The 24,539-nt window shown below is 56.2% G+C and carries 26 protein-coding genes and 3 tRNA genes; 17 read left to right on the forward strand and 12 right to left on the reverse strand.

From position 1 onward, the window contains the following. Positions 1–2,687: MEMAR_RS02690 family S-layer glycoprotein (locus LUQ43_RS12275; RefSeq protein ID WP_299968174.1), on the reverse strand; the 2,687-nt coding region annotated here is incomplete at its 3' end. 559 nt (positions 2,688–3,246) lie between these two features. On the opposite strand from LUQ43_RS12275, the gene LUQ43_RS12280 reads away from it, so the two are divergent. Both LUQ43_RS12280 and LUQ43_RS12285 read left to right on the forward strand, forming a co-directional pair. After that, positions 3,247–3,972: a thymidylate synthase gene (locus tag LUQ43_RS12280; RefSeq protein WP_299968250.1), complete on the forward strand. Its 726-nt coding sequence runs from the start codon at positions 3,247–3,249 to the stop codon at positions 3,970–3,972. A 59-nt stretch (positions 3,973–4,031) separates the two neighbouring features. Further along, a tRNA-Gln gene (locus LUQ43_RS12285) sits at positions 4,032–4,104 on the forward strand. A 71-nt stretch (positions 4,105–4,175) separates the two neighbouring features. Here the strand turns inward: LUQ43_RS12285 and LUQ43_RS12290 are convergent. Genes LUQ43_RS12290 through LUQ43_RS12305 form a run of 4 tightly spaced genes read right to left on the reverse strand, consistent with a single transcriptional unit; the run spans position 4,176 to position 7,619 of the window. Then, entirely contained in the window at positions 4,176–4,868 is a 693-nt protein-coding gene (locus LUQ43_RS12290) for a DUF1614 domain-containing protein (protein WP_299968177.1), read from the reverse strand. Beyond that, positions 4,861–5,484: a fibrillarin-like rRNA/tRNA 2'-O-methyltransferase gene (locus LUQ43_RS12295; RefSeq protein WP_299968179.1), complete on the reverse strand. Its 624-nt coding sequence runs from the start codon at positions 5,482–5,484 to the stop codon at positions 4,861–4,863. The genes LUQ43_RS12290 and LUQ43_RS12295 overlap by 8 nt, the downstream gene beginning before the upstream one ends. Continuing rightward, on the reverse strand, positions 5,481–6,344 hold the full coding sequence (locus LUQ43_RS12300) for an NOP5/NOP56 family protein (RefSeq protein WP_299968181.1): 864 nt from the start codon (positions 6,342–6,344) through the stop codon (positions 5,481–5,483). The genes LUQ43_RS12295 and LUQ43_RS12300 overlap by 4 nt, the downstream gene beginning before the upstream one ends. 60 nt (positions 6,345–6,404) lie before the next feature. Beyond that, on the reverse strand, positions 6,405–7,619 hold the full coding sequence (locus LUQ43_RS12305; protein WP_299968183.1) for a tripartite tricarboxylate transporter permease: 1,215 nt from the start codon (positions 7,617–7,619) through the stop codon (positions 6,405–6,407). 103 nt (positions 7,620–7,722) lie between these two features. On the opposite strand from LUQ43_RS12305, the gene LUQ43_RS12310 reads away from it, so the two are divergent. The 3 genes from LUQ43_RS12310 to LUQ43_RS12320 all read left to right on the forward strand — a co-directional run bounded on the left by LUQ43_RS12310 (position 7,723) and on the right by LUQ43_RS12320 (position 9,612). Next, positions 7,723–8,421 carry a uroporphyrinogen-III synthase gene (locus LUQ43_RS12310; protein WP_299968185.1) on the forward strand — a complete coding sequence of 233 codons (699 nt, stop codon included), beginning with the start codon at positions 7,723–7,725 and terminating at the stop codon, positions 8,419–8,421. Next, positions 8,414–9,493: an RNA-guided pseudouridylation complex pseudouridine synthase subunit Cbf5 gene (locus tag LUQ43_RS12315; RefSeq protein WP_299968187.1), complete on the forward strand. Its 1,080-nt coding sequence runs from the start codon at positions 8,414–8,416 to the stop codon at positions 9,491–9,493. The genes LUQ43_RS12310 and LUQ43_RS12315 overlap by 8 nt, the downstream gene beginning before the upstream one ends. A 35-nt stretch (positions 9,494–9,528) precedes the next feature. Beyond that, positions 9,529–9,612 (forward strand) — tRNA-Ser (locus tag LUQ43_RS12320). 497 nt (positions 9,613–10,109) lie between these two features. On the opposite strand, the gene LUQ43_RS12325 is transcribed toward LUQ43_RS12320, so the two are convergent. Genes LUQ43_RS12325 through iorA form a run of 3 tightly spaced genes read right to left on the reverse strand, consistent with a single transcriptional unit; the run spans position 10,110 to position 13,177 of the window. Then, positions 10,110–10,826, reverse strand: coding sequence for a site-specific DNA-methyltransferase (locus LUQ43_RS12325; protein ID WP_299968189.1), 717 nt, complete (start codon positions 10,824–10,826; stop codon positions 10,110–10,112). Beyond that, the gene (iorB, locus tag LUQ43_RS12330; protein ID WP_299968191.1) at positions 10,827–11,411 is read right to left on the reverse strand and encodes an indolepyruvate ferredoxin oxidoreductase subunit beta; all 585 of its coding nucleotides are present in this window, start codon (positions 11,409–11,411) and stop codon (positions 10,827–10,829) included. It abuts the gene before it with no gap. Further along, positions 11,408–13,177: an indolepyruvate ferredoxin oxidoreductase subunit alpha gene (iorA, locus tag LUQ43_RS12335; protein ID WP_299968193.1), complete on the reverse strand. Its 1,770-nt coding sequence runs from the start codon at positions 13,175–13,177 to the stop codon at positions 11,408–11,410. Before iorA ends, iorB begins: the two co-directional genes overlap by 4 nt. A 134-nt stretch (positions 13,178–13,311) precedes the next feature. Here iorA and LUQ43_RS12340 point away from each other — a divergent pair. After that, positions 13,312–13,385 (forward strand) — tRNA-Ile (locus LUQ43_RS12340). Positions 13,386–13,509: 124 nt separating this feature from the next. Here the strand turns inward: LUQ43_RS12340 and LUQ43_RS12345 are convergent. Further along, the gene (locus LUQ43_RS12345) at positions 13,510–14,043 is read right to left on the reverse strand and encodes a hypothetical protein (protein ID WP_299968195.1); all 534 of its coding nucleotides are present in this window, start codon (positions 14,041–14,043) and stop codon (positions 13,510–13,512) included. A gap of 167 nt (positions 14,044–14,210) precedes the next feature. Between LUQ43_RS12345 and LUQ43_RS12350 the strand changes: the two genes are divergently transcribed. The 5 genes from LUQ43_RS12350 (at position 14,211) to LUQ43_RS12370 (ending at position 17,424) form a co-directional block, all read left to right on the forward strand. Beyond that, positions 14,211–14,648, forward strand: a complete 438-nt coding sequence (locus tag LUQ43_RS12350) for a metal-dependent transcriptional regulator (RefSeq protein ID WP_299968197.1) — start codon at positions 14,211–14,213, stop codon at positions 14,646–14,648. A gap of 39 nt (positions 14,649–14,687) precedes the next feature. Further along, positions 14,688–15,506 carry a cobalt ECF transporter T component CbiQ gene (gene cbiQ / locus LUQ43_RS12355; RefSeq protein ID WP_299968199.1) on the forward strand — a complete coding sequence of 273 codons (819 nt, stop codon included), beginning with the start codon at positions 14,688–14,690 and terminating at the stop codon, positions 15,504–15,506. Between the two features lie 3 nt (positions 15,507–15,509). Then, positions 15,510–16,400, forward strand: coding sequence for an ATP-binding cassette domain-containing protein (locus LUQ43_RS12360; RefSeq protein WP_299968201.1), 891 nt, complete (start codon positions 15,510–15,512; stop codon positions 16,398–16,400). Between the two features lie 107 nt (positions 16,401–16,507). After that, on the forward strand, positions 16,508–17,158 hold the full coding sequence (locus LUQ43_RS12365; RefSeq protein WP_299968203.1) for an energy-coupling factor ABC transporter permease: 651 nt from the start codon (positions 16,508–16,510) through the stop codon (positions 17,156–17,158). Beyond that, entirely contained in the window at positions 17,155–17,424 is a 270-nt protein-coding gene (locus LUQ43_RS12370; protein ID WP_299968205.1) for a hypothetical protein, read from the forward strand. The genes LUQ43_RS12365 and LUQ43_RS12370 overlap by 4 nt, the downstream gene beginning before the upstream one ends. 4 nt (positions 17,425–17,428) lie before the next feature. Here the strand turns inward: LUQ43_RS12370 and LUQ43_RS12375 are convergent, their stop codons facing one another. Then, on the reverse strand, positions 17,429–18,661 hold the full coding sequence (locus LUQ43_RS12375) for a MiaB/RimO family radical SAM methylthiotransferase (RefSeq protein ID WP_299968207.1): 1,233 nt from the start codon (positions 18,659–18,661) through the stop codon (positions 17,429–17,431). Positions 18,662–18,834: 173 nt separating this feature from the next. Between LUQ43_RS12375 and nadX the strand changes: the two genes are divergently transcribed. The 3 genes from nadX to LUQ43_RS12390 all read left to right on the forward strand — a co-directional run bounded on the left by nadX (position 18,835) and on the right by LUQ43_RS12390 (position 21,103). Next, positions 18,835–19,593 carry an aspartate dehydrogenase gene (gene nadX / locus LUQ43_RS12380; RefSeq protein ID WP_299968209.1) on the forward strand — a complete coding sequence of 253 codons (759 nt, stop codon included), beginning with the start codon at positions 18,835–18,837 and terminating at the stop codon, positions 19,591–19,593. Positions 19,594–19,613: 20 nt separating this feature from the next. Beyond that, positions 19,614–20,459, forward strand: coding sequence for a carboxylating nicotinate-nucleotide diphosphorylase (nadC, locus tag LUQ43_RS12385; protein WP_299968211.1), 846 nt, complete (start codon positions 19,614–19,616; stop codon positions 20,457–20,459). Positions 20,460–20,551: 92 nt separating this feature from the next. Next, positions 20,552–21,103 (forward strand): HEAT repeat domain-containing protein, encoded by a 552-nt coding sequence (locus tag LUQ43_RS12390; protein WP_299968213.1) that lies wholly within the window; start codon positions 20,552–20,554, stop codon positions 21,101–21,103. Between the two features lie 8 nt (positions 21,104–21,111). On the opposite strand, the gene LUQ43_RS12395 is transcribed toward LUQ43_RS12390, so the two are convergent. After that, positions 21,112–21,483: a hypothetical protein gene (locus tag LUQ43_RS12395; protein ID WP_299968215.1), complete on the reverse strand. Its 372-nt coding sequence runs from the start codon at positions 21,481–21,483 to the stop codon at positions 21,112–21,114. Positions 21,484–21,553: 70 nt separating this feature from the next. Here LUQ43_RS12395 and LUQ43_RS12400 point away from each other — a divergent pair, with 70 nt between their 5' ends. Next, positions 21,554–21,799, forward strand: a complete 246-nt coding sequence (locus LUQ43_RS12400) for a winged helix-turn-helix transcriptional regulator (RefSeq protein ID WP_299968217.1) — start codon at positions 21,554–21,556, stop codon at positions 21,797–21,799. Then, positions 21,796–22,104, forward strand: a complete 309-nt coding sequence (locus LUQ43_RS12405) for a helix-turn-helix domain-containing protein (RefSeq protein WP_299968219.1) — start codon at positions 21,796–21,798, stop codon at positions 22,102–22,104. Before LUQ43_RS12400 ends, LUQ43_RS12405 begins: the two co-directional genes overlap by 4 nt. A gap of 58 nt (positions 22,105–22,162) precedes the next feature. Here the strand turns inward: LUQ43_RS12405 and LUQ43_RS12410 are convergent, their stop codons facing one another. Further along, complete coding sequence (locus LUQ43_RS12410) at positions 22,163–23,803, reverse strand: phospholipase D-like domain-containing protein (RefSeq protein WP_299968221.1); 1,641 nt, start codon at positions 23,801–23,803, stop codon at positions 22,163–22,165. An 86-nt stretch (positions 23,804–23,889) separates the two neighbouring features. Between LUQ43_RS12410 and LUQ43_RS12415 the strand changes: the two genes are divergently transcribed. After that, a complete protein-coding gene (locus tag LUQ43_RS12415; protein WP_299968222.1) occupies positions 23,890–24,513 on the forward strand; it encodes a uridylate kinase in 624 nt (207 codons plus the stop codon). Positions 24,514–24,539: the final 26 nt, after the last annotated feature.

Consider the following 24,539-nt stretch of genomic DNA (forward strand, 5'->3'; position numbering starts at 1 on the left):
GCAAGGTTGGTCTGTGCAGTGATGGTGAACTTGTCACCAACGTGCTTGTCGCCAATCGTGTCGACACGGATGGTGGGTTCCTCGACAAGGAACTGGAGTTTGGTGTAGGTATCGTCGACGTTTGCGTCGTTGATGCCCTGAGTAAGTGCTTCAGCTGCATCGGAGCCCTGCAGGCTGCCGGATCCGGTCAGCTTGAAGATTCTGGTGTAGTTGCCACTTGAGGTGCTGGTTGAGCTGATGAGCTGCTTGTTGACAACGTAGTCGCCAACCTTGTCTACATCGAAGATCGTGTTCTGCATCGGGTGCTGAACAACCACGAAGTACTGGCCGCTGGACAGGGTCTTGGTGGTCTCCTGCTTGATTTCGTATTTGAACGAAGCGTCAGAGTTGACGGATGCGCTGTCCTTGACAGCGTAGTTCTTGCCCAGGATCCAGATCATGACGCTGGACGGGTCGCCCTCGGCGGTACCGGTGACGTATACTCTGTCACCCTTGGCAACAGTGGACTGTGATGCAGTTGCAGAGACGAACGGCTTCTTGATGATGATAGAGACCGTGCCGTATGCTGCATTTGCAAGGGATTCCTTGTCGTAGGGCTGGCTTACTGCGTAGATAGTGTAGGTACCTGCATCAAGTGCATAGTTTGCAGTTCCCCACTTCCAGGACCATGTGTTGTCACCGTTGACATCGATTACCTTGAAGGTAGACGCGTTGTTGGTTTCAACTGCATAGTTCCTGGGGTCATCCTTGTTGATCTGTGAACCATCGCTCTTCAGGTTGGGTCCAACGATGAACAGGTAGGTCTTGTAAGTTTCGGTGTTGGTACCGGAGAACTTAATCTCTTCGCCGAGGTAGTAGGACTGGTCGCCTGCTGCTACGATGGTGACTGCGCCCTTCTCGACGTTGATGTCAACTTCGTCGCTCTTGACGGTGCTGCCAGTGGACTGGTATGCTGCGCCAAAGCCGGTTACGTTGTTGACTGGGAAGTTCTGCTCAACACGGATCGTGTACTTCTGTGCCTTGGTCCAGTTGTTGGTTACGAACTCAACAGTCCTGGTGCCTGAGGTTGAAGTGTTGATCAGTGCATAGTACCTGGTGCTGTTGAACGTGTTACCCTGTGCAAAGGTACCCTGTCCAACATCTTCCTTGATGGTTGTTCCAGCGCCGTTGTCGTACTGGTATGCACCAATCGGGAATGTTGTGCCGGTTGAAGCATCGTTGTAGACCTTCTCCTGGTTGAGTCCGGTCATGGGCGGCTGGTTGTCATAGCTGCTGTCCATTGCGCTGGTGCCCTTGACCCATACATAGTAGGTGGTGCTGGGCTTACCAGTGACAGTTACCGAGAATGACTTGGAGCGGACAACGGAGTCCTTGTTTGCCTCGATCTTGACCGTGTCAGAGATGAGGGTCACAGTGCCGGTTGCTGAAACAGTCTTACCGGAGTAGTCAGCGCCTGCATTCTTGTAGTTCTCTTTCATGTTGTTGAGTGCAGACTCTGCCCAGATGGAGTAGGTTCCGACCGGGTATGCGTACTGGTTGTTGGTGTCAACTGCATCAGTAACCCAGTAGGATGAAGCAGACCCGAAGGTCCACGGCTGAGTTGTGACGTACTTCTTGGTGGTGGACGTTGCAGTGTAGGAACCGCCCTGCTGACCAACGTACAGCTTGTCGTACTTTGCGCCAGCCTCGTCCTTCACGTAGATGTTAATGAACCCATCGGTTGCTTCCGTGGGGGTGTTAACGAGAGCAAAGGAACCAGTTGCGGTACCAAGTGCCCACGCACTCGTGTTAGCGAACTGAGATATTGTTCCTTCAGGGTTGACAGTAAAGTTCTGTCCAGTGTATGTGTTGCCGTTTGCAGACGAGTTGTTCCAGTATGCAAACTTGTAGGTACCTGACGGGATACCATAGGTTGTGTTAGCGGTCGAGCCGTAGTATTCAATGACCTTCCAGACATCTGCGCCGCTAACAAGTTCGGAGTAAACGCCCTTGGCATTGTTCTTGAATACGTACGAGCCGTTTATGCTTCCCGAGTAGTTAACATCTCCACCTGCGGCAACTGCTGCATCGTTCGGGTAAAGCTTGTATGCGTTGGCATAGGTCCCGAGCACATCATTTGTGTATGTGGTCGTGAACAGCGTGTTACCCCTGTTGCTGTAGGTCGCTGCATACATGTTGGTGTTGACCTGGACGCCGAGGTGCTCACCCTGCGTGATTGACATGCCGGTGATATCCTTGGCCTGCTGGAAGTCCCATGCAGCTACTGAGAGCGACGGGTCCTGGACGTTCATTACTGCGCCAGGGCTGGTGTACGGAGTGGTACCAGTTGCATCAAGTAAGTACCAGTTTCCGGTGTATCCCACGAAGTCTGAGGGGGCGACCTGGAAGTTATAGTACCTGCCACCCTGAAGGTTGATGGTCTTCGTCGGGGACGAGGTGGTCAGCTGTGCTGCTGACGCCCACCAGCCGATCTGGAGAAGGGTTGGTGCATTGTCAGAGGTAATACCTGCTGCTGAGTTCAGTGCGTGAGTGAGGTTAAGGCCCTCCTCACCGATAAATACGGTTGCACCGCGTTGGATCTGCGTTCCGTTCGGGTTGGTTGTAGTTACTGCCGAAACCGGCATAATAACGACAAGCAGGACGAACAGAGCGACTGCAACGAGTGCAATTGATAATCGCTTAGTCATGTGTTCAATTCCTCCAAAGTTTACATCATACATTACAAGCCGAGAACCGTATTCGACAAATGCCGAATAACGATTCTACGAGCCCCATACTCCGTTTAGACGGAATATGAAACAGTATTTGTAAAAGTGCCAATATATCCTTTGTGGTTGTTTTTACCGGTCAATCCGGGCATTGTTTGCCACGTTTTTAACATTCCAGACCGGATATACAGTTTTTTTGTTCTTCATAAGACCCATGCCGGCATGGTTGGGGATATACTGGATAATCTGGTGGGGGTATATATCACGCGCATTGCACTATACTATAGCACAATAACTCGTATGTACATAATCATACATTATGAGATATCTGGCTTTTGTAAGTTCATTATCCCACATAGTTAAATAAAAGTCAGGCCCGGGTGTGCAGATAGATCTCCAGGTTCTATTTAATCTGCATCGCATGGCCAAACCTGAGCATTCTAAGTATACTAGTATCAGCACGACCCTGACCCCCCCCAATGACATAGCACAGGCACATTGCAACAGATATACTACCTGTTATTACAAAGATCTTGATATGAGAGTTATCCGGGCACCGAGCATCGGACGGGCACACGAACAGGTCATCAAGATGATCCTGGAGAAAGGCTGGGTGCTTACTACTGAGGATGCTGAAGCAACGGTCGAATTCGAGGAGATTGCCATGCAGATCGATACACCCCTCGCAGAACCTATGGTGAGCCCGCACTCCCGGTTCCAGCAGAGGTTCGTTGAACAGTATGCAAAAGACCTGCTGAACGGTTCGAAAGCCTCCTTCGAATACGACTATCACGGCAGGCTCTTTGACTGGGGGGAACGCCTTGCTGCCAACGGCCAGCCGGTGCATATCGACCAGATTGCCTATATTGTCGGGAAACTCCGGTCGTCCCCGGTATCCCGAAGGGCGATCGCGATCACGTGGAACCCGGTCATTGATGAGAAACTCGATGACTGTCCCTGCCTCCAGCTCATCCAGTGCGTGCTGAGGGACGGGAAACTGGACATGCGGGTGATCTTCCGATCCAACGACATGCTCACCGCGGCCGGAGCCAACATGTACGCTCTCGTGCAGCTCCAGAAATCCATTGCTGATCAGCTGGGCGTCCCGTGTGGCACGTACACCCATATATCGCTCGTTCCCCACATCTACTTCATCCGCGATGTGCACGACATCGAGCCGTTTTGCGGGAAGGGAAAACTCATCGAGCCGGTGAAGGAAGTATGCCGGGCCTGCCAGCGATGTGACCGGGCAAAAACGGTATAATCCAGAGCGGGTCTCCGTCACTTTAATTAAGCAACAGCGGCAAAAACTATGGGTCAGATAGCCCGGTAGTGTAGCGGTCAATCATAGGGGACTCTGGATCCTCTGACAGCAGTTCGAATCTGCTCCGGGCTACTTCTTTTGCAGGATTTTTGTAGTTCTTTTATCGATTCCAGACTCTTCAGGAAACTCCCCGGTTTGCGATTTCACGCGATTAAAGAGGAGAGGAGACACGCAAGGAATATCGCGCCGAACATCCCCGCGCCACCGATACTGACGTTCGGGATCTCCATATCCCGGATGCGCGGGATCTGGGCAATGCCCGAACCAAGCAGGATACCAACAGTCCCTGCGACAAATGCGATTACTCCTGCCTCGAGTCCTGTTTCACCCGCAAGCAGGATACCACAGAGGATCGCGGCGAGACCGGGGAGGAAGAGCGGGGCGCGGAGACCATATCCGGGTATTGAGCGCGTTGACACCCATGCAATGAGGGCGACAAGAACTACTCCTGCTATAACAGGCATGAAAAGCCCCGATCCCACAATGGTGTTTGCCTGGTAGAGAAGATAGGCCGAGACTGCAAGCGGGATCACGGCCCCGCCGAGATTGAGCGCGATCTCCGTCTCCCAGACCGGTTGGGCGCCCAATGACATTTCCATGGTATCGACACGGACCATGTCACGCTTGATCCGGTAGAGGGGAATATTGACAAAACTCCCGATCAGCATCAGCAGGACAACCGCAAGCGCCGCGATCCACGAGAACCCAAGCCGGGTGAATGCTGCACCCACGAGCCCGAGAAAAAGGAGCGGGATAATAAGAACAACAAGCGCGATCAGCAGGAGGATAGCAAGAACCGGGAGCGCACCGGAGTACACCCGGACACCATCACTCACGGGCATCACCCGCAGCGCGTTTTGTGCAGACAATGGCCGCGTGATCCTTATGATACGGGGAGAGCCAGACGGTCTCCACAACCTCAAGCCCCGCAGCTGCAAGTTCCCCGAGGGTGGCGCGGAACACTTCTTCCGGTGTTTTCCGGATGTCCACGCTCCGGGTCTTGAGCATCAGGATCGCTCTTCCCCCGGGCCGGAGGAAGGCGCAGTTCCGTGCAAGAATAGCAGCCTGGTCCGGCTGCGCCACATCCTGGTAGAGCAGGTCAACCTCTTCGACAAGCGGGGCATACTGCTCCGGCTGCGTGGCATCCGCCATGATCGGCACGAGATTCGGCCGCCTCCGTGCCACCTCCAGCAGGTCCTGCATAGGGCGCGGGGCAAACTCGACTGCGTAGACAATTTCCACGTAATCCGCCACGTGCGAGACCGTTGTCCCGTTCGCCGCACCGAGATACAGTACCCGCATCCCCGCGGTCAGTTCCACGCCAGTACCAACATAGTAAAGCGCCGCCAGTTTGCTCCGGAACGGGTCCCAGATCCGTGCACCGCCAAGCATCCGTTCTCCATATACCCCTCCCTCTCCACGGGATACCAGGACATCACCGATCCGTATCATGACATATCACCGGTTCCCAGACGGTCGATCCGTTCCTGGGCACGTTCAAGGAACTCCGGAACCGCTTCGCCGCGGAAGTAATCGAGCCGGGCTGCGATGGCGAGTTTTCCCGCAAGCGCCCGAGCAACCTTCCCCCGCCGGTCTTTCGGGGCATTGTGCACCCGCCGGTGCTGGAATATGATCCCGTGCTTGGGAGAGGGGGACTTTGTACGAAGGTGGGCAAAGAGGGCAGTCCGGGCCCCGATCACCTGGATGGCACTCGCCGGCATCCGGGAGAGCGGGTGGAGCCCTCCTGCATGGGACATGAGCCGGGCTGCCACCAGTCCCCCGATCAGTGCACTGCAATTGGGCATCACTTTGCCTGCCCGGGACGATACCTCTATGGCAAGTTCCGTTCTCGCCGCAGCCAGTTTTTCAACCTGTTCTGCAACCATGCCCAGCGCCCCCCGGCCCCGCTGGGAGATGCTCCGGACCATCAGGTGCGCCGGGGTCTTCCGGTACTTACGGGAGAACGTCGGGTGCCGCACCTGGTGCCATTCAACAACCCGTTCGGAGAGCAGGTTGATCACCTCATCCATCTCGTCCAGCGTCCGCACCATCTGGAGAAGTTCAGTATCCTTCCCCGCATACTGTTCGCGGATCTGCTGCTCCGCTGCAGCGAAACAGAGCTCGCGGAGCGTCGATATGTACGTAGCCCGGTCGCTGCACACACCGCAGGCAACCGCATCCTCCCATCCGGGCAGGACAAAACCGTCCATCGTGGTCTTCAGGGTATGCAGGCGCTGGACCCGTGCTGCAGTATCGCCGTCAGCAGGGTGACATCCGTTCTCGTCCACATCCCCGAACCAGTAGGATCGCATACCGGACAGTAAGGATGCCGGCGGCAATAAAGATCACATATCCCTCTGGATTTCCGGTGATCAGACCCACATGATCCCAAAGGACCAGAGAATGACGGGAATCATGATCGCACCCATGCAATAAACCCTCGGCAGGTTTATGAAATGAGGTACTAGACCCACTGCCGTAGCCAGGACAAGGATAAGTATACCGAACGGGCCGGTGAGGATGATAGAGAGGAGGACGACAAAGAGGATCACGGCCCGGTTCAGCGCAAGGCTGTCGACCGCTCCGATCCGGTGCGCCGACCGGGAGAACCAGACCGTGATCCCGTACGCAGCACACGCAGCAAGTACACCGGCAACCATCAGCTCGCCCATAGAGGGAAGCGTGAGTTCAGAGAGCGCTGCCATCACCCCGTTCCGCATCCGGGAAAGGGCGAAGAGTGCAGCAAGACCGATAAACGCGTTCGCCGTATTCGCCGCATTGGTTGCAAGGATATACGCCCGCCGGTCTTTCTCATACCCGATCACGGATGCAAGCACACCGTTTGCGGAGGCGGTTGAGAGCCCGGGCAGCCAGCCGACAGCAATCCCTGCCACAGTCCCCAGCAGCGATGATTTGACAACAACACGGTCATCCAGACGGATCCCACGGAACTCCTGTGCGGGGATCTTCCCCCGCGATGCGGTCAGGAGTACCGAGATACCGAACAACCCGGTGAGGAGCGGCATCAGGATTGCGCTGCCTCCCGCAAGCATATGCCAGCCGAGAAAGGCATACCGGAGGGCAAACAACCCGAGGATCCCTGATACGATGAATATGGCAAGCCCCCACCCGGGTGCCTCACCGGTGACGAGCATCCATCCCACCGCGGCCACCAGCAGGATCCCGATCCACCAGTCAAAGTAGGGCTGAAGCGCAGGAAGCAAGAGGAAACAGATGAGCGAGAGCGGTACAGCAATGACCATGGCACAGGCACTGCCAAGCGCTGCGATCCGGACTGCCTCCTCACCATTGCCTTCAAGGCAGAGGGCATGCGCTGGCAGTACGGCCAGGGAGGTCTCTGCGTCCGGGATACCGAGGAATGTCGAGGGGATTGCATCGACAAACGTATGCGTAATCAGGGCGGCAAAGAGCGTGCAGGCAAGTGCCACCGGGCCGAGCACAGCAAGGAGGGCAACCTGGAGACTGAGCAGGACCCCGGCAAGGGTGTTTGCATGCACGCCGGGTATGATCCCACTGATGGTTCCCAGAATGATGCCAAGAACCGTGCCGACCAGAATTTCTATCATTTGAGAAAGAATTCGGGGGAATGGATATAAATTAAACGATATAAAGCAACCGAAATGCATACCATCATGGTATCACGAATACTATCTCCAAGCGAAATTCTCTATGAAGATTGCAGTTACCCGCCTGAAAGGAAAGGAGAAGACCGATGCCGCACGCTGTAGTGCATATGGTCACGCCTGTTACAGCGTCCACCCGCTCTGCTCTGAGCTCCGCATGAACGAGATCGACACATTTTCCGAAGCGGTCAGGAACGGTGAGTTCGACTGCATCTTCTTCACCAGTGCCCTGCCGGCAAAGATCATCGCCCCCCGGCTCACGACATACCCACGGGTAATCGCCATCGGTCCCCAGACCGCAAAGGAACTCCAGGAATACCATATCGGGTGCGAGACCCTGTCGAGTTTCTACTCGCGGGACTTCGTGCCGTACCTGGGTGACTGGATTGTCGGGAAACGGATCGGCATTCCCCGTGCAGATGTCCCGAACAACAAGCTCCTTGATGCCATTACCGATGCCGGCGGCATTGTCCGGGAGTTCCGGTGTTACGGACTTGTTCCCACCGGGGAAACTCTCGACCTGCAACCGGCAGACGCGATCCTGTTTACCAGCGCGATGTCGTTTATGCAGGCACGCTGGACACCCCGGCCCGGCCTGCTGGTGATGGCAATCGGCGATATCACCGCAATGGCCATGGAGCGGGCAGGAACAAAGCCTGACATTGTTGGCGACGGGTCGCTGGAAGGATCCATGCGCGCCCTGAATGAATACCTCAAAAACCAGGAGACACACCGCAATGGATGAACCAGCCGCAGGAATGGAACCCGTCCACCTCTGGGACCGGTCGGGAATCATCGTCATCGACAAGCCCCAGGGCCCGTCCAGCCACCAGGTTGCCGCATGGGTAGGGAAGATACTCGGGTGCCAGGTTGGCCACTCAGGTACACTCGACCCGCAGGTCTCCGGCGTGCTGTTGATCATGCTCGGCAATGCGGTCCGGCTCGCCCCGCTCCTCCTCCAGCACGACAAGGAGTATATCTGCCTGATGCGGCTGCACAATGATGTTGACGAGGAACGGATCAGGAATGTTGCAAAGGAGTTCACCGGCCGTCTGTACCAGCGCCCGCCCCGGAAGAGCGCGGTCAAGCGGAACCTCCGCATCCGGGAGATCCAGAACCTCGAGATCCTCAGTATTGAGGGGAGGCTCGTCCTCTTCCGGGTGGACTGCGATGCCGGCACGTACATCCGCTCGCTCTGCCACCACATGGGGTTCGCGCTTGGCGCCGGGGGGCACATGCAGGAGCTGCGCCGCACGCGCTCGGGTTCATTCACGGAAGACTCGATGTACACCCTTTTCGATGTCGAGGATGCGGCGGTTGCAGCACGGCAGGGGGACCGTTCCTTGCTGGAGAAAATGGTCGTGTCGGTCGATGCGGCAGTACCGGAACTGCCTATCGTGGTTGTCCGCGAGGCTGCAATCGATGCGCTCTGCCATGGTGCATCCCTTGCCGGGGTCGGTGTGATCAGTTGTATGGAGTTTGGCAAAGATCAGACCGTTGCCGTCCTCACGGAGAAGAAAGAGTTCGTCTGCCTCGGGCGGGCACTCGTCCCCTCGGCTTCTTTCAAACCCGGTGAGACCGGGCTCGTTGTTGCCCCGACAACGGTCTTCATGCAGCCAGGCACCTATCCCCGCGCCTGGACAAAATCCGATAAGGTCTACCCGCCAAAATCGGAGAGGAAAAAAGCCGTTAAACGCGCAGGAGAGAGACCGGCTTCGCGTCCGGGAGGGCAGCAGGATCGCCGCCCGGGCCGGAGACCGCAGGGAAATGCCCCCCGGAAGCCGGATGACCGGGCCCGGGTGAAGAGATACCATTAAAAAATGCCCCGGCTAACAAATAGGATACACTTTTTGCTGAGGTAGTCTAGCGGTAGGGCGCAGGCCTGGAAAGCCTGTGGTGCGAAAGTGCCTCGGGGGTTCAATTCCCCCCCTCAGCGTTTTGTAATTGTTCTTGCGTGAGGGGGGTCTGTGGCATACCCCCCCACCCATTACGTTTCAAATCGATCATACCCCCCCTGGCAGGGGGTGGGGGGGTATCCGGGAGACCCCTCCCCCCCATTGGCCGGATCAGACCCCCCAGATCATTTTTGAGTGGGCACCGGGAATACCTGCCCCGTCTGAAGCTCCGCTTTGCGGGCACATAAAAAACCGTGCAATAATGCATAATTCTCAATAATGAGAAGGGGGGTATGCGGGAGACCCCCCCTCCAATTATTTTTCAACCGCGTTACACCCCCCCACCCCTTGCATTTCAAGCGCGGGGAGACCCCCCTCCGTACCCCCCCAGCCGGACCCTATCCGGCCAAGCAGGTCCCCCTCATCCTCCGTCGTAAAATAGAGAGCCTGACCATAATGTGAGGATATCCCCTCCCTCCACTAAGGGGGGGTCTCCCGCATACCCCCCCATGTGCATACCGGGGCAGGACCTGGCGGATCAGAGATCCTTCAGGCACTCCTTTGCAAACGTAAAATAGTCCGGCACGATCTCGAACCCGAGGAAATGCCGGCCTTCCTGCTGTGCCACCACGGCCACCGTACCTGAACCCAGGAACGGGTCGAGAACAAGGTCTCCGGGGTTGCTGGAATAGAGGAGGATCTTCCGGACAATGTCAGGGGGGAGTTTCGTGGGGGTCTTCTTCCGGCCCTTCCAGTATTCGCGGTTGATCACCCAGACATCCTCGGGGTAATGGTCAATTTTGTTGAATGTGTACTGCTTCGGGTCTTTCACGACAAACAGGATGTGGTAATGGCTGGTCACGTACTTCTTCTTCGTGAAGACACCGAACTGGTATTTCCAGATCAGGTGGTTGATCGTAGTCAGCCCGGCAGCATCAATACCTTCGAGGATATCCCGCAGCCGGTTCCAGCCGGAAAAGATGTACATGCTGCCGGAGGGGGAGAGCGCCCGGGCAGATTCTGCCATCCAGGTACGGGTGAACTCCCCGTATTCTTCCCCGGGTATCTCTTTGTACCCTTCGATGACGTTCGAGCCCTTCCGGTTGTAGTTGAGCCGCTGGGCCTTGAAATCGATGGCAAAGGGTGGATCTGTGACAATAAGATCGATGGATCCTTCGGGAACGTTCGGGAGGAGCGCGAGCGCATCCCCCTGGTAGAGGGTATCCTCCCGGAATGCGCCGAGCTTCCTCTTCATTCAGTTCTTCCCGCCGGCAACCCGTCCCATCTCAAACGCTTTGGCATTGATCTCGATCGTCTTTTTGGGAACCAGCCGTTTCACCGATTCGAGAAGGGTCTCCGGTTTTAAGGGCATCCACTTGGATGCAGCCCCCAGCATCACCACGTTCTGCGAGAGGGGGCTTCCCGCTTCGATGGCGATCTGGTCTGCATCAAGGATGCAGATCTCGTGACGCTTCAGCGCCGCAATGATCTCCCCTTCTGTTGGGGGCGTAAGCTTCTGGGTGAAGACCGATGTCGGAAGGACGAGGTGCCGGTTGACAACTGCCTTCCCGTCCTTTTTAAGGAAATGCGAGTACCGCAGTGCTTCGAGGAGATCGAACGAAACGAGCAGATCTGCCTGCCCGGGCGTGATCAGGGGGCCGTACTGGCCGTCAATGCGGATATGACTCTCCACCGAGCCGCCGCGCTGGGCCATGCCATGGGTCTCTGCACCCCGGACACTCCGACCCTCGATGAGGCATGCTTCTCCAAGGATGTTGGAGGCAAGGATCGTACCCTGTCCGCCAATGCCCACGATCAGGATGTCATAACTGCCGCTCATTTCTTCCCCTCCCGTACGATCGCTCCCACAGGACAGAGCTGGGCGCAGACCGCACAGCCGCTGCAGAGATCGTTGATCCGCGCCTTCTCATCCGCGAATTCTATTGCAGGGCAGCCGAACCGGACGCAGGTTCCGCAACCGGTGCAGGTTTCAGGATCAACGGTATAGTGACCGCGTTTCACCCCTGCGCGCCGGGCCGAGATGACGCACATCTGCTTTGCGATGACCACCTTGACACCTTTGCGCTTCTTTGCTTCCTGCAGGACATTCACCATGTCGGTGAGGTCATACGGGTCAACAGTTTCAACAAACTTCACACCGCAGGCGCGGCAGATCGCATCGATAGAGACCGCCGGGGTCTCCACGCCACAGGCCGTGAGACCAGTGTTCGGGTTGGGCTGGTGGCCGGTCATTGCCGTGATCCGGTTGTCGAGGATGACAACGGTCATGGTGGCACCATTGTACACCGCGTTCATCAGCCCCTGGATGCCGGTGTGCAGGAACGTGGAGTCGCCGATCGTGCAGATCACGTCGCGCGTCTCCCCGGAATGCGCGATGCCGCTCCCAACCGTGATCGAAGCACCCATGCAGATCGTGGTGTCCACGACCCCGAGCTGGAGCCCGAGCGTGTAGCACCCGATATCGCTGGGATAGATCCCGTCGCGGAAAACTTTCCTGATCGCATAGAATGCCCCGCGGTGCAGACAGCCGGCACAGAGGATCGGGGGGCGCACCGGCAGGTTCTGGACCGGTTCCGCCGGTGCAAAGGGCGTCTTATCGATGAAACCCGCCTTCGCCATAATCGTCGCAACCGCGGCTGCCGAGAGTTCTCCTTCGTAGGGAGCGTAACCGTTTTTCTTGCCAAAGACCGGGACGAGACCCGCAACCTGGCGGACCGTCTCCTCAACTTCCGGTGCAAGCTCCTCGATGACCAGGACCTTCTCATGCTTCCGGACAAACGCCCCGAGCCATTCCTCGTCAATCGGGTAGGCGCCGATCTTCATGAAGGAGACGCCATCGGGAAGGAGTTCCTGCACGTACGTTGCGCCGATCCCGCTTGCGATGATCGCGGTCTTCCCCCGGATCTCGTACCGGTTCAGGCCCAGTTCAACAAGGCGCCTGCGGATCGCGGGCTGCTTCTCGTTGAGTTTCTTATGGAGGACCCGGGTATGGGCGGGGATGACGACGTACTGGCGCGGGTCCTTTTTGAACTCGCCTTTCCGCGTGCTGCCCGTAACGGGACCCAGCGCAACATCACCTTTCGAGTGGCAGATGCGGGTCGTGGGCCGGAAGATCACGGGCAGGCCAAACTCCTCGGACAGGGCAAAGGCCGCAGGGATGAGGTCATGCGCTTCCTGCACACTGGCGGGATCAAGGCAGGGCACCCGGGCAAAATGCGCATAGCACCGCGTGTCCTGCTCGTTCTGGGAACTGTGGGCGAACGGGTCGTCCGCGCTCAGGATTACCAGGCCCCCCGTCACGCCCGTGTAAGCGCTCGTCATCAGCGGATCCGCTGCAACGTTCAGCCCCACGTGTTTCATGGTGCAGAGTGCGCGGACCCCGCACCAGGCAGCGGCAAGCGCGTTCTCCAGCGCCACCTTCTCGTTCACCGACCATTCGAGATAATACGGCCGTTCCAGCTGTGCCCGCAGCGTGTCGATCACTTCGGATGACGGCGTACCGGGGTAACCGCAGACAAAGTCCACGCCCGCTTCACGGCAGGCATGCGCTATCGCTTCATTCCCGAGGAGATACCTTCGTTCCATGATCCTGGTTCCGTATATGTATCGTGGTTTTTCACCACATATCCCTATCTGAATTGATGCGCCGGAACGCTTGAGGATTCACAACCTATAAAAACTCTGATGGAGTAGTAATTAGGGTAAATCTGACAACAATCGGGCCCGTAGCATAGCCAGGTGGTGCGCCCGGCTGATAACCGGGAGGTCATGTGTTCGAATCACATCGGGCCCATTCTCGTTTTTCAAGAATTTTTGTAAATTGTGCATTCCTGTAACTGGATACTGACAGTTACGGCCGGGATCATAAAACGGTATAAAAAAGAAAAATTAAACGCCACCTGAGGCAGGTGGAGGGGTTACGGTTTTCTGGCAAACACGTATCCGATAACCATCTCAAGGGAGTCGACGAGTTTCTCCTCGCCCTCGAGATAGTCCTTCATTGCGCGGTAGAGCATGAACATGATATCGTACCCGTAGAGTTCCAGCGCCTTCTTCGCATCGAGCGGGTTGAGGTAGGAATCGGTCAGGAACCCGTCGAAGCTGTACATCAGCTCGAAGAAGTCCCCGTCTTCTGAAAGGACACAGAACTGGTCGGTGACGGCGAGGCCGGGTTTGTCAGGGCGGAATGCGGCGGGTTGTTCGGCCTTGCCAAGGATGATCATCTTCTGCGGGTAATACATCGGGTCGTAGATCTCGCCCTTGGTATCCTGCTTCCCCATCTTCAGCATGTTGAGGCCCACGATCTTCACCACAGAAACCGACGATGCAGCCATCTTTTTCAAGAGTTTCGCATCGTTCTCTTTCAGTTTCCCCGTCAGTTCCTTCTCGTTCCCGTGCAGCTTCTCGATCTTCTGCATCAGGGCATCAAACCCTTTCCCGATCTCGTCCATTCGTATTCACCATTGTTCCGTCGCATATGCGCGGGAAGATAAGAAATGTTCATGCCGGAGCTATAAAACCACTTGTTTCCGGTTTTTCCTCACGGGAGTCAGGGGATACATCGTGTTCTTTGGGGTGTGGCCAAACTTTATTCTGAATTGCAGACCACACTATGTACATGGAACCCGTTGAGGGGCTTGAACTGACCCCAAGGAAGGTGGAATACCTCAAGTACCTCTCCGAACGCGGGGGCACCGCACGGACAACGGAGATTGCCGCACATTTCAAGGTCGATCCCTCAACGATAACCAAGACCATCGGGGAACTTGCAGATACCGGATACCTGTTGCACACTCCCTACCGGGGGGTTGAGCTGACGGATGACGGAAAGAGGTATGCGAGTTTTCTCGTCAAGCGTCACCGGATCCTGAGTCTCATATTCGTCCGCAACGGGTTGTCCGATGAACAGGCGTGCAGCGAGGTGTCACGTTTTGAGAGTTTCATCTCCCGCAATGCGGTCGACACCATGTGCCGTGCAATGGGCCATCCCCAGCTGGGCATCTGCGGCGAGATCACCCATGATGACGGGTGCATGGCAGAAAGGAAGCACTCGTGAGGGTGTAAATCCGAGGAAAGAAAAAGGAGGAACAGCCGTTTGAGTTCGTCAATGATCTCTGAACACATTCCGGATATCGATCTCATCACCAATTGTGCAGAGCAGCAGGACACGGTATTCTCCCGCGCAAGCCCGTGGACGAAATTTCTCCTGCTCATCATTGTTGTGCTGCTGATCACGCTCACCAGCAACCTCGTGGTCCTCACTGCCATGTATGCCATAATCCTCCTTGCCTGCGTCATGGCCGGCCTCCCGATGAGGAAGATCATTGCCTGGTATGCCATGCCGGTGATCTTCGTGATCTCGCTCGTAGGGCTTATGATATGGAACCAGCCCGGCAACCCGCTCTTCTCCCTGGACATCGGAGGATTTGTTCTTACCCTGACCGACCAGGGAATCCTGCTCATCTTCACCCTGCTCGAAAAAGCCCTGATCTCGGTCACGTTCTCGCTCTTCTTCCTGATGACCACGAAATACGCGTACTTCTCTGCCCTGGTCTCCCGGCTCTTCCCGACACCTCTCGACCAGATCTTCCTCCTTGCCTACCGGTTCCTGTTCCTGACCCTTGCCATGGCAGCGTCCATGCTCAAAGCGGTCCGGTCCCGGGGCGGGGGAATTATCCATTCAATCCGCACACAGGGAGGACTCTTTGCCGGCGTGTTCGGCCTTGTCTTCGTCCGCTCCTTCGAGCAGGCGGAGCGGGTGGAGAAAGCGATGACGGCCCGGGGGTACAACGGTACGTATGCGGCACACACCACAATCCCGAAACCGGGTATCGCTGAATGCGGCATACTTTGTGCCGGCTGCCTTGCCATCATCCTGATATTCTGGATGGTGCCGCATGCAGGAGGATGGTAACCCATGACAATCATGCGCCACGACCCACAGCACCAGCACTGTAACCATAGCGATCCCGGACGGGAACTGATCCACGTTGACTGCGCAAGTCACGTTTATCCCGACGGAAGCATCGGGATCCATGAGATGTGCTTCCATGTATTGAAAGACGAGATCGTTGCGCTGTGCGGGCAGAACGGGTCGGGCAAATCAACGCTGATCGAGCACCTGAACGGGCTCCTTGTCCCCTCCGATGGCGACATCGTGATCAACGGCATGTCGGTTGCCCGGGGTGAGCGTGCTGACCTCTGGAAAGAGGTCGGAGTGGTCTTCCAGCGCTCCGAAGACCAGCTCTTTGCCCCGACGGTTCTCGACGATGTCATGTTCGGGCCACTCAACCTCGGCATGTCAAAGGAAGACGCCCATGACGCTGCCATAAAAGCGCTCGAGGCAGTCGGGGCCGTGGACCTTGCCAAAAAGCTGCCCAATTACCTGAGCGGGGGGCAGAAGCGGCTGGTCTCCATTGCCGGCATCCTTGCCATGAAACCGCGGATCATGGCGCTGGACGAACCCACGTCAGACCTTGATCCGGTCCACAGCGCAATGGTCGAACGGCTGATCCTGGAATTCCGGGAGCGGTTCGGCATCAGTGTGGTTATCGCCACCCACGATCTCGATCTCGCTGCCCGCATCGCTGACCGGGTCTGCCTGGTGAAGAACGGCGCGGTATATGCCGAAGGGAGCCCGCGCGAGATATTCTACGATACCGACCTGATACGGGATGCCGGGCTGAAACAGCCGGACACCGTTATGACCTATCTCGACTACTGTCACCAAAGAGGCGTGGCACCGGAAGACCGGCCCATCACGCGGGCAGAACTGGTCACCCTGCTGGAGCGGCTTACAACCCAGTGAACCGGATACGTTTGGTATCACTCCAAATTTTTCATTACTTTTATGTTCTTTCCGGTAATTGTTGATCATACAAAACCAGAGGACTTCTTCTCGGGTTGGTGGGATTAATGGCACATATTCATCTGGAAGACGGGTCGTTCACCCTGACATGGGTGCTGGTCTGGTGGATCATCGCCCTTGCGTGTATCGGTATTGCCCTCTGGGTACTGAGGCGTGAGAAAGGGAAAAACCAGAAGAAGATTACCATTGCCGCATTTGTCACGGCAGCAGCGTTTGCCCTGTTCCAGATCAATATCCCGCTGTTCGGTGGCGTTCACCTGAACCTGACACCCCTCGTTGCCATCCTTGCCGGACCGGTCCTCGGGGCCCTGGTCGTCCTTGTCATCAATATCCTCTCGGCTGCGATCGGCCACGGGGGATGGGGACTGATCGGGGCAAACGTGCTCATCAACCTCGTCGAAGTAGTGGTTGCATACCTTATCTTCCGGGGATCCCGGAAGATTATTCCCGACCTCTTTTCACGGGCGGGGATCGCAACCTTTGCCGGGCTCTTCTGCGGCAATCTCATGATGGTGGCGATCATTATGGCATCCGGCATCCAGGGGGTAACCCAGACCCCCGGGCAGGTCCTTGCCGGCCTCTCCCTCATCATCGCCGTGAACATGGGGATAGCGATCGTTGAAGCCCTGCTCACGGGCCTTATTGTGAGGTATATCGGAAACATCCGGCCGGATATCCTCGGGGAATCAAAACCATGACGGCATTCAAGGAGCACCGGGGAATCATACTATTCGGCCTGATCGCGATCATCGTGCTCATCGGTGCATATGCGGCATACCAGGCAACGGGCCCGATGGGTATCGAAGAGCGCTTCAATGCCGCCACGGGCCTCTCATCCGGAGGGGAAGAAGAGGAGGGGAGCATTGCCGGCTTTTTCCTGGAAGGGAATATGCTGAGCTACCTGCTGGTGCTGGTAATACTGGCAGTAGCCTGTTTTGCCGTGTACCGGCATAACCAAGGATAACCCGTCATTCCCGGGGGAATCTGGTAACACGTTCCCCGATGAAGAAATAGGTCCGGTCTTTTTTCAGGAGCGCCCGTCCCTCATACCCGCACGGAAGATCCTCGTTAATCACAATACCCGTGTATGAAGGCGAACGGGCCATGACCGATCCCTTCCGGATCTTCTCGGTGACAATGAACGGGACTTCCGTACCAACGATACCGGCATTCATTTCTGCATATACCTCTTCGGCACAGGCGAGGAGGAGACGCGAGCGATCCTTCTTGACATAATCGGGAAAATCCTTCTCCTGCGCTACCGGGGTGAACGGCCTGCGGGAGTACCGGGTTACGTTTACCTTGTTCGGACGGACCCTGCGGACAAGGTCGAGAGTCCGGGAGAAGTCTTCGTTGGTCTCGCCGCAGAAACCGACGATCATATCGGTCGCGATGATGAGATCCGGGTAACGCTTCCGGAATGCGGTGACAATGGTGCAGAAGTCCTCAACCGTATACCTTCTTCCCATCCGTTCCAGTACCGCATCCGACCCGGACTGGACCGGGAGGTGGATAAACCTGAAGATCCGGTCATCGGAGAAGGCATCCACGATCCCGTCAAGATCCTGCATTACGGTTGCCGGGTTCATCATGCCGATACGGATGCGGTACTTCCCGGGGATATCACGGATATCCGAAAGCAGGCCGGCAAGCGATTGACCGCAATCCTGCCCATAGGAACTCACATCCTGGGCCGTGAACTGGATCTCGGTAGTTCCTGCGGTGGCAAGGGCCATGACCTGCTGACGGATCTCATTCTTTGGAAAACTCCGAAGGGGTCCGCGGGCAAGCCGGGTGAGACAGTAGGTGCAGGTGCCATTGCATCCCTGTGCCAGTTGTACAATCCCCACGCTGCCCTGTGCAACGGTCCCGACAGTACGATACCAGTCCTGGATGACACCCGGGGGGATGAATACCGGGTCGCAGACGGAGAGGATCGCCTCTTTCTGGACCATTGCCATGCAGCCGGTTACGTAGAGTTCGCGGCTGCTGAGGGCGGACAGTCTCCGGAGCATCCGCCGTTCCGTTGGACCTACGACCGTGCAGGTGTTGACAACCACCGCATCGGCATCGTCCGGTGAATCCACCATGGTACACCCATGGTGTTCCAGGACTTCGACTAGTTTTGCTGAATCCCCGAAATTATACCGGCACCCGTAGGTCTCGATATAGATCCGCCGGTTGCAGAGCGTATCGGGCACGTTACGGGTCTGCGTTGTCTCACATCCACAAGTGTCAGCGAAAGGGGGATGTTCAGGGATCGGTTCAGAATGATTCGGGTTCATGGGATGTACTGTTCAAATAATGCCATTTTCACGGTATATCTTATTTCTGAACACAACACTTAACCGATTGCACCAATAATCTGTTTAGCATGATGAGAGTCGGGCTGCTCGGCTGCGGCAACATCGGGCACATCGTTGCACGTTACGCCGGCAGTTTCACGATCTCCGCCGTTTTCGATCAGGCATTTGAACGGGCTGATGAGATCGCATCGCTCTCCGGCGCAACCGCGTACCGGGATTTTGAGTCCTTCATCAATGCCGATCTCGACATTGTTCTCGAAGCGGCCTCGGTCAGCGCGGTGAAACGGTATGCCCCCGAAGTCCTTGCCCACCGAAGGAACATGGTGATCATGAGTGTCGGCGCACTGACAGATGCAGGGTTCCGGGACACGCTCCGTGCAATGGCAAAGGAGAACGGCACGAAGATCTATATCCCGAGCGGGGCGATCTTCGGGCTGGACAATCTCAAGATTGGCCGGATCTCAACGATAAAGAAACTGCTGCTCCGGACCACGAAGAGCCCGGCAGCGCTCGGGATCGAGGCAACGGAGAGGAGACAGATCTTCTCCGGCAAAGCCAACGAGTGCATCAAATCCTATCCCAAGAACGTGAATGTCTCCGTTGCCATGAGCCTTGCAGCGGGAATGGACAGCGATGTCGAACTTTTCGTTGATCCGGCAGTCAACCAGAACGTGCACGAGCTCTTTATCGAGGGTGATTTTGGAGAGACTTATATCCGGGTGACCAATAAGCCAAGTCCGGACAATCCTGCAACCAGTTACCTTGCCGCCCTCTCCGTCCTCTCGCTGCTCGAGAAACTCGAAGACCCGATTGTTATCGGGACGTAACGTTTCATGGGGAGTGCCAGATGTCCGATCTCGATGAATTGTTGCAGTTCCTCAGGGAAGACGCACCGACAGGTGACGTAACCTCCGAGGCGGTTATTCCTGATGTCAACTGCACTGCAGGCATACGGGCAGAACAGGACGGTATCCTTGCAGGTATGGACGAGGCTTCGGCACTCTTCTCCCACTATGGTGTCGTAATCACTTCCGGGATGAGGGACGGGGACACGGTGAAAAAAGGCGATATCATTATGTCCCTTTCCGGGAAAGCAAAGATGATACTCCTCGTTGAACGGACGGCACTCAACATCCTCGGAAGGATGTGCGGTATCGCCACCCGGACAGCGGCCATGGTCGCGATAGTAAAGGCCGCAAATCCGTCCTGCCGGGTTGCAGGAACACGCAAGACCTGCCCCGGATTCCGCAGGTTCGACAAGAGGGCGGTGATGATCGGTGGGGGCGATCCCCACCGCATGAACTTAAGCGACGGCATCCTGATCAAGGACAATCACCTTGCACTGGTGCCGCTCGAAGAAGCCCTACGGGCTGCCCGACTGCATTCAGTTTACAAGAAGATCGAGGTTGAGGTGGAGTCCGCCACCGACGCAGTGAAGGCAGCAAAAGCGGGTGCGGATATCATCATGCTCGACAACATGACACCTGCCCGGGTGCAGGAGACCCTTGCGGTCCTGAAGGAGAAGGGTCTCCGGGACCGGGTCACCATCGAGATCTCGGGGGGGATCGATGAAAATACGCTTCGGGATTATGCGGCATGCGGGGTTGATGTGATCAGCATGGGCGCATTGACGCATACCGTGAAGAACTTCTCCTTGAGTCTTGAGATCCTGCCGACTGAACAGACATCATAATAATCCTTTTTTCAGGTCGCCATTGCAGGTCAGGAACCCGGTGAAAAAGTTAATGACGGGGTATACCTAATGGGAGGCTACGGGAATCTGGAATGGCGGACTCAGAAATACCGGTTCCTCCTGGGGGAAAAAACCGGGAACTGACACCGGAAGAGACTGCATTCGTCGAAGAGCAGCGGAAGCTGCGGGTCCGCGGGCTCATTACCCTGCTGAAAGATGCAAACCTGAATTTCCGCTGGCATGCTGCGGAGATGCTTGGACAGGAGCGCGATCCCGAAGCGGTTGGTCCGCTTATCGAGGCACTGCACGATCCTTACGTTGATGTCCAGTGGCTTGCCGCAAAGTCGCTCGGGCAGATTGGCGATCTGCGGGCAGTCGATCCCCTCCTTGAGGCAACAACTGCTGAGGACAAATGGCTCCGGGCCGGCGCTGCATGGGGTCTTGGGAACCTGAAGGATCCCCGGGCGGTAGACCGTCTTCTCGTTCTCCTGAAGGATAAGAAAGCCCGGGTCCGCAGGGAAGCTGCATGGGCGCTGGGTTCGATTGCCGATAAGCGGGCGGTGTCCATCCTTGAGGAGACGCTGAACGATCCGGATGAGCGGGTCCGTGACGCTGCAAAGAAAGCGCTGGCATCTCTGGCGTAGATGTTGTATCACGGGACGGTCGTGATACGGATATCCTCCGGAGTACTGACAACAATCTCCTTTTTTCCGCGATAGGTCTGGACGACCCCGTACGCAAAGAGGCTGTCATTCTTATGCACGATGAGACCCTGTGCAGCGGATGCCGGGATAAACACCGTTGTATTCCCAACAAGGAGGGAGAGGTGACCACCATTCTCAATGCGTGTCGCCTTCTCAACTATTCCATCGATCATCACCAGCTCTCCGTCAGCAGCGTGATCGGAGAACGGGTGGGCAAACGGCTGTTTCCCGACCATGGTGAGGACTGCATGTGCTGCGACAACAGTAACGGTCACAACAATCAGCAGGAGCAGGGCGATGCGTTCCTGTCGCACGAGCATAATAATTGTATAATAATTTAAGTATAAATGATCGGCAGGTTGATATGTTAACAGTGTTAACATCACCAACATGTATCCTACAACACTACCCCCCTCATCAAGGACGGTAATGCAGATACTGGATGCAGGCGGGTCCATGACCCACAAAGACCTCGTCCAGAAAAGCCACCTTGCACCGCGGACCGTACGGTACGCACTGAAGAAACTCAAGGAACGCGGGCTGATCATCGAGAAGTTCAACTTCCGCGATGCACGCCAGATCATCTACCAGAACAGGGCCGCATACGAGGCCAAAATCCAGCCGGCCTGTGTATGACAAAACATTGCTGTACCCTGATGCACTGCGATACCATGGTCAGGAACCTCCTGCCCCCTATGCGGGCCGAGATGGTCTTCCGACTTGTACAGAAGCAGGGACTGAGCCAGAGCGATGCAGCCAGACGGCTTGGCGTCACACGGGCAGCAGTATCCCAGTATTTAAGCAGGAAACGGGGTGCAGGGGAGGTTGAGATCTCTACCGAGATGAACCTCATGATCGACCGCTGGGCGCTTGCCGTAGTAACCGGTGAAAGCGACATCAATCTCTGTGATGTTTGCCAGTGTGCGAAAAAGAAACTCTGAAATCTTACCCACTTACCAATTGGATTCTCTTCTTATACTCACACGCTGCGCTGAACGCTCACCTTCTCCTGCGATAGTACCAATACACCAGCAGGGCTGCAACAACAAGCAGGGCGACAGCGATCTTCAGGTAATCCGTTTCGGTGACAGGCGAGGTAACTGACGGGTTCCAGTCATCCTCGAACACCGCACTGAAATACCCGGCAACTCCCGGATGATCGATGATGACACCCGCTTCCCGGTTGAAGTTCGGGGAATTGCTGTTCCAGTTGATGCTGCTCACCAGTACCCGCTTTCCGTCGACAATCACTCCTTTGTTGTGGATCTTCTCGATCTGGTTTGTGCGGAGTTCTGCACAGCGCGCTTCAAGGGGCAGGTGTTCCGCAGCCGCGATATGATTGATAAGGGCCACCATCTCATCGTTGTCGTTCTTCCCATCGACATTGAACCAGTAGGAGTCCAGCAGGACGCGGACATGGACGCCGCGCCGCGAGGCATTGATTGCCGCGGAGAGGTAGGGATTGAGGGTAAACCGGGTCTCGTTGGTGATGTAGGCCTCCTCGATATCGATGGTCTGTTCAGCCGAGTTGATCAGGTCCGTGATCTGGGTGCTGGTATCCGGTGCAAGGACCGGGCGGACGGTTGCCCCTTCAAACGTGCGGGGCGTAAACTCAACCGTATGCTGCTCCGTGGAGGGGGTCTCATTTTTCCCGGGTTCACCCGGATAAGGGACCACTGACGGGCCACTCATATCGGTCTGGAATACTGAGGCAAAGTAAGCGGCGGTGGCCGGATCTCCAAGGATTACTCCCCACCCCCGGTTCCCGGTCGTTCCCTCCGCTGCAAACCCGCTGTACTTGAAGTTTTCACTGGCGATCAGGACATTCTGCCGGTCAATCACCACGTACTTCGCGTGATTGTAGCGATAAGGAGCAGGTATGGTTTTTGTCGAGACCATCGCATATACGGGAATTCCGCTCCGGTTCACCTGCCAGAGCGCGGTCTTTTCTTCCTGACCGATGCCCCCTACCGGCCCGCCTTCAACCAGCACCTGCACACCAACACCCCGTGCACGCGCACCGGTAAGTGCATCTGCCATCGAAGGATTCGAGAACTCGTATACATTGAGCAGGATCTCTTTCGACGCATTGCCAATCGCCATGCCAAACACCTCATCCGAACAATCGGGTGAAACAAACGCGGTAACGGTCACATCGTGAAATTCTGCGGGTGAGAAGTGAGACTGCCCGAGCATGAGGGGACGGGGATCCCAAACATCTCCTTCGAGGAAATGCACCTGCCCCTCGCGGGGTCTGACATCCGCAGGCCACGCAACCTGCTGGACCAGTTGCCCGTTTTCATACAGCATCAGGACGTCATTCGTATTGGCCATACGGAGCGTTTTAGTGCTGATCACATCGGGAATGGATGGTGATGTATCCTGCCATTCGTAATCCGGAGGCTGCCCATGGCTCTGTATGAACGCAGTCCCGTTCCGCGCAACAGTACACTCTCCCATAAGAGTGCTACCCGGGGGGAACCGGAACCCGCTCTTCCCATCCGAGACGGTGATCCCGTCCAGCGGGCCGTTCCCGGAAAGGACAATATACTCGTCAGCATCATCATGAAGATAAGGATCCGGGCAGAACTCAGTGATACGAACCTGGGAGATTGCCCCACCAGGTACCACACAGATCATCAGGATGAGAAGGAAGAGGATACAGCGCATAAAGATTTCATATGCTGCTGTAATTTATATACCGATCTAAATATTTTCAAACAGTTATGAATTCTGACTGCCAACATAGTTCCGAACAGGACATGCTGCCACTAGTAGTGAAACTCGGCGGGAGCCTGTATGATTCTGTTCCCGCTCTTGCCCCGCTTCTTCATTTGTCCGTTCGTCATCTGCTGATCGTTCCCGGCGGTGGACCATTTGCCGATGCCGTCAGGATGGCAGGGATTGATGACGAGACTGGACACTGGGAAGCAATCGCGGCCATGGACCAGTACGGTCACTATATTGCATCATACGGACTTCCGGTCACAGAGCATCTCGCAATACCGATGCAAACCACGATCCTGTTACCTTCAGCCAGTATGCGGAAACACGACCCCCTGCCCCATTCATGGGATGTCACATCAGACACCATCGCGGCATGGATTGCCGCAGAACTCCACCTTGATCTCGTCCTCCTCAAATCCATAGAGGGGATAGTCACAAAAGGTATCCTGCAGGATCAGGTGACCTCCGCACTGGATACGGACGCCGTTGATCCGCTGTTCATTCCCTATGTTCTTGAAAAACGGGTAAATACGTTCATTTTCAATGGTTCACGCCGGGATTATCTTGGTCGGTTTCTCAAAGGGGATCCGGTGCCGGGCACACGAATAAGTACAACCTTTTAAAGGATCCAAAAGAGATACTATAGGAA

The organism is Methanoregula sp., from assembly GCF_028679125.1.
Taxonomy (GTDB): Archaea; Halobacteriota; Methanomicrobia; order Methanomicrobiales; family Methanospirillaceae; genus Methanoregula.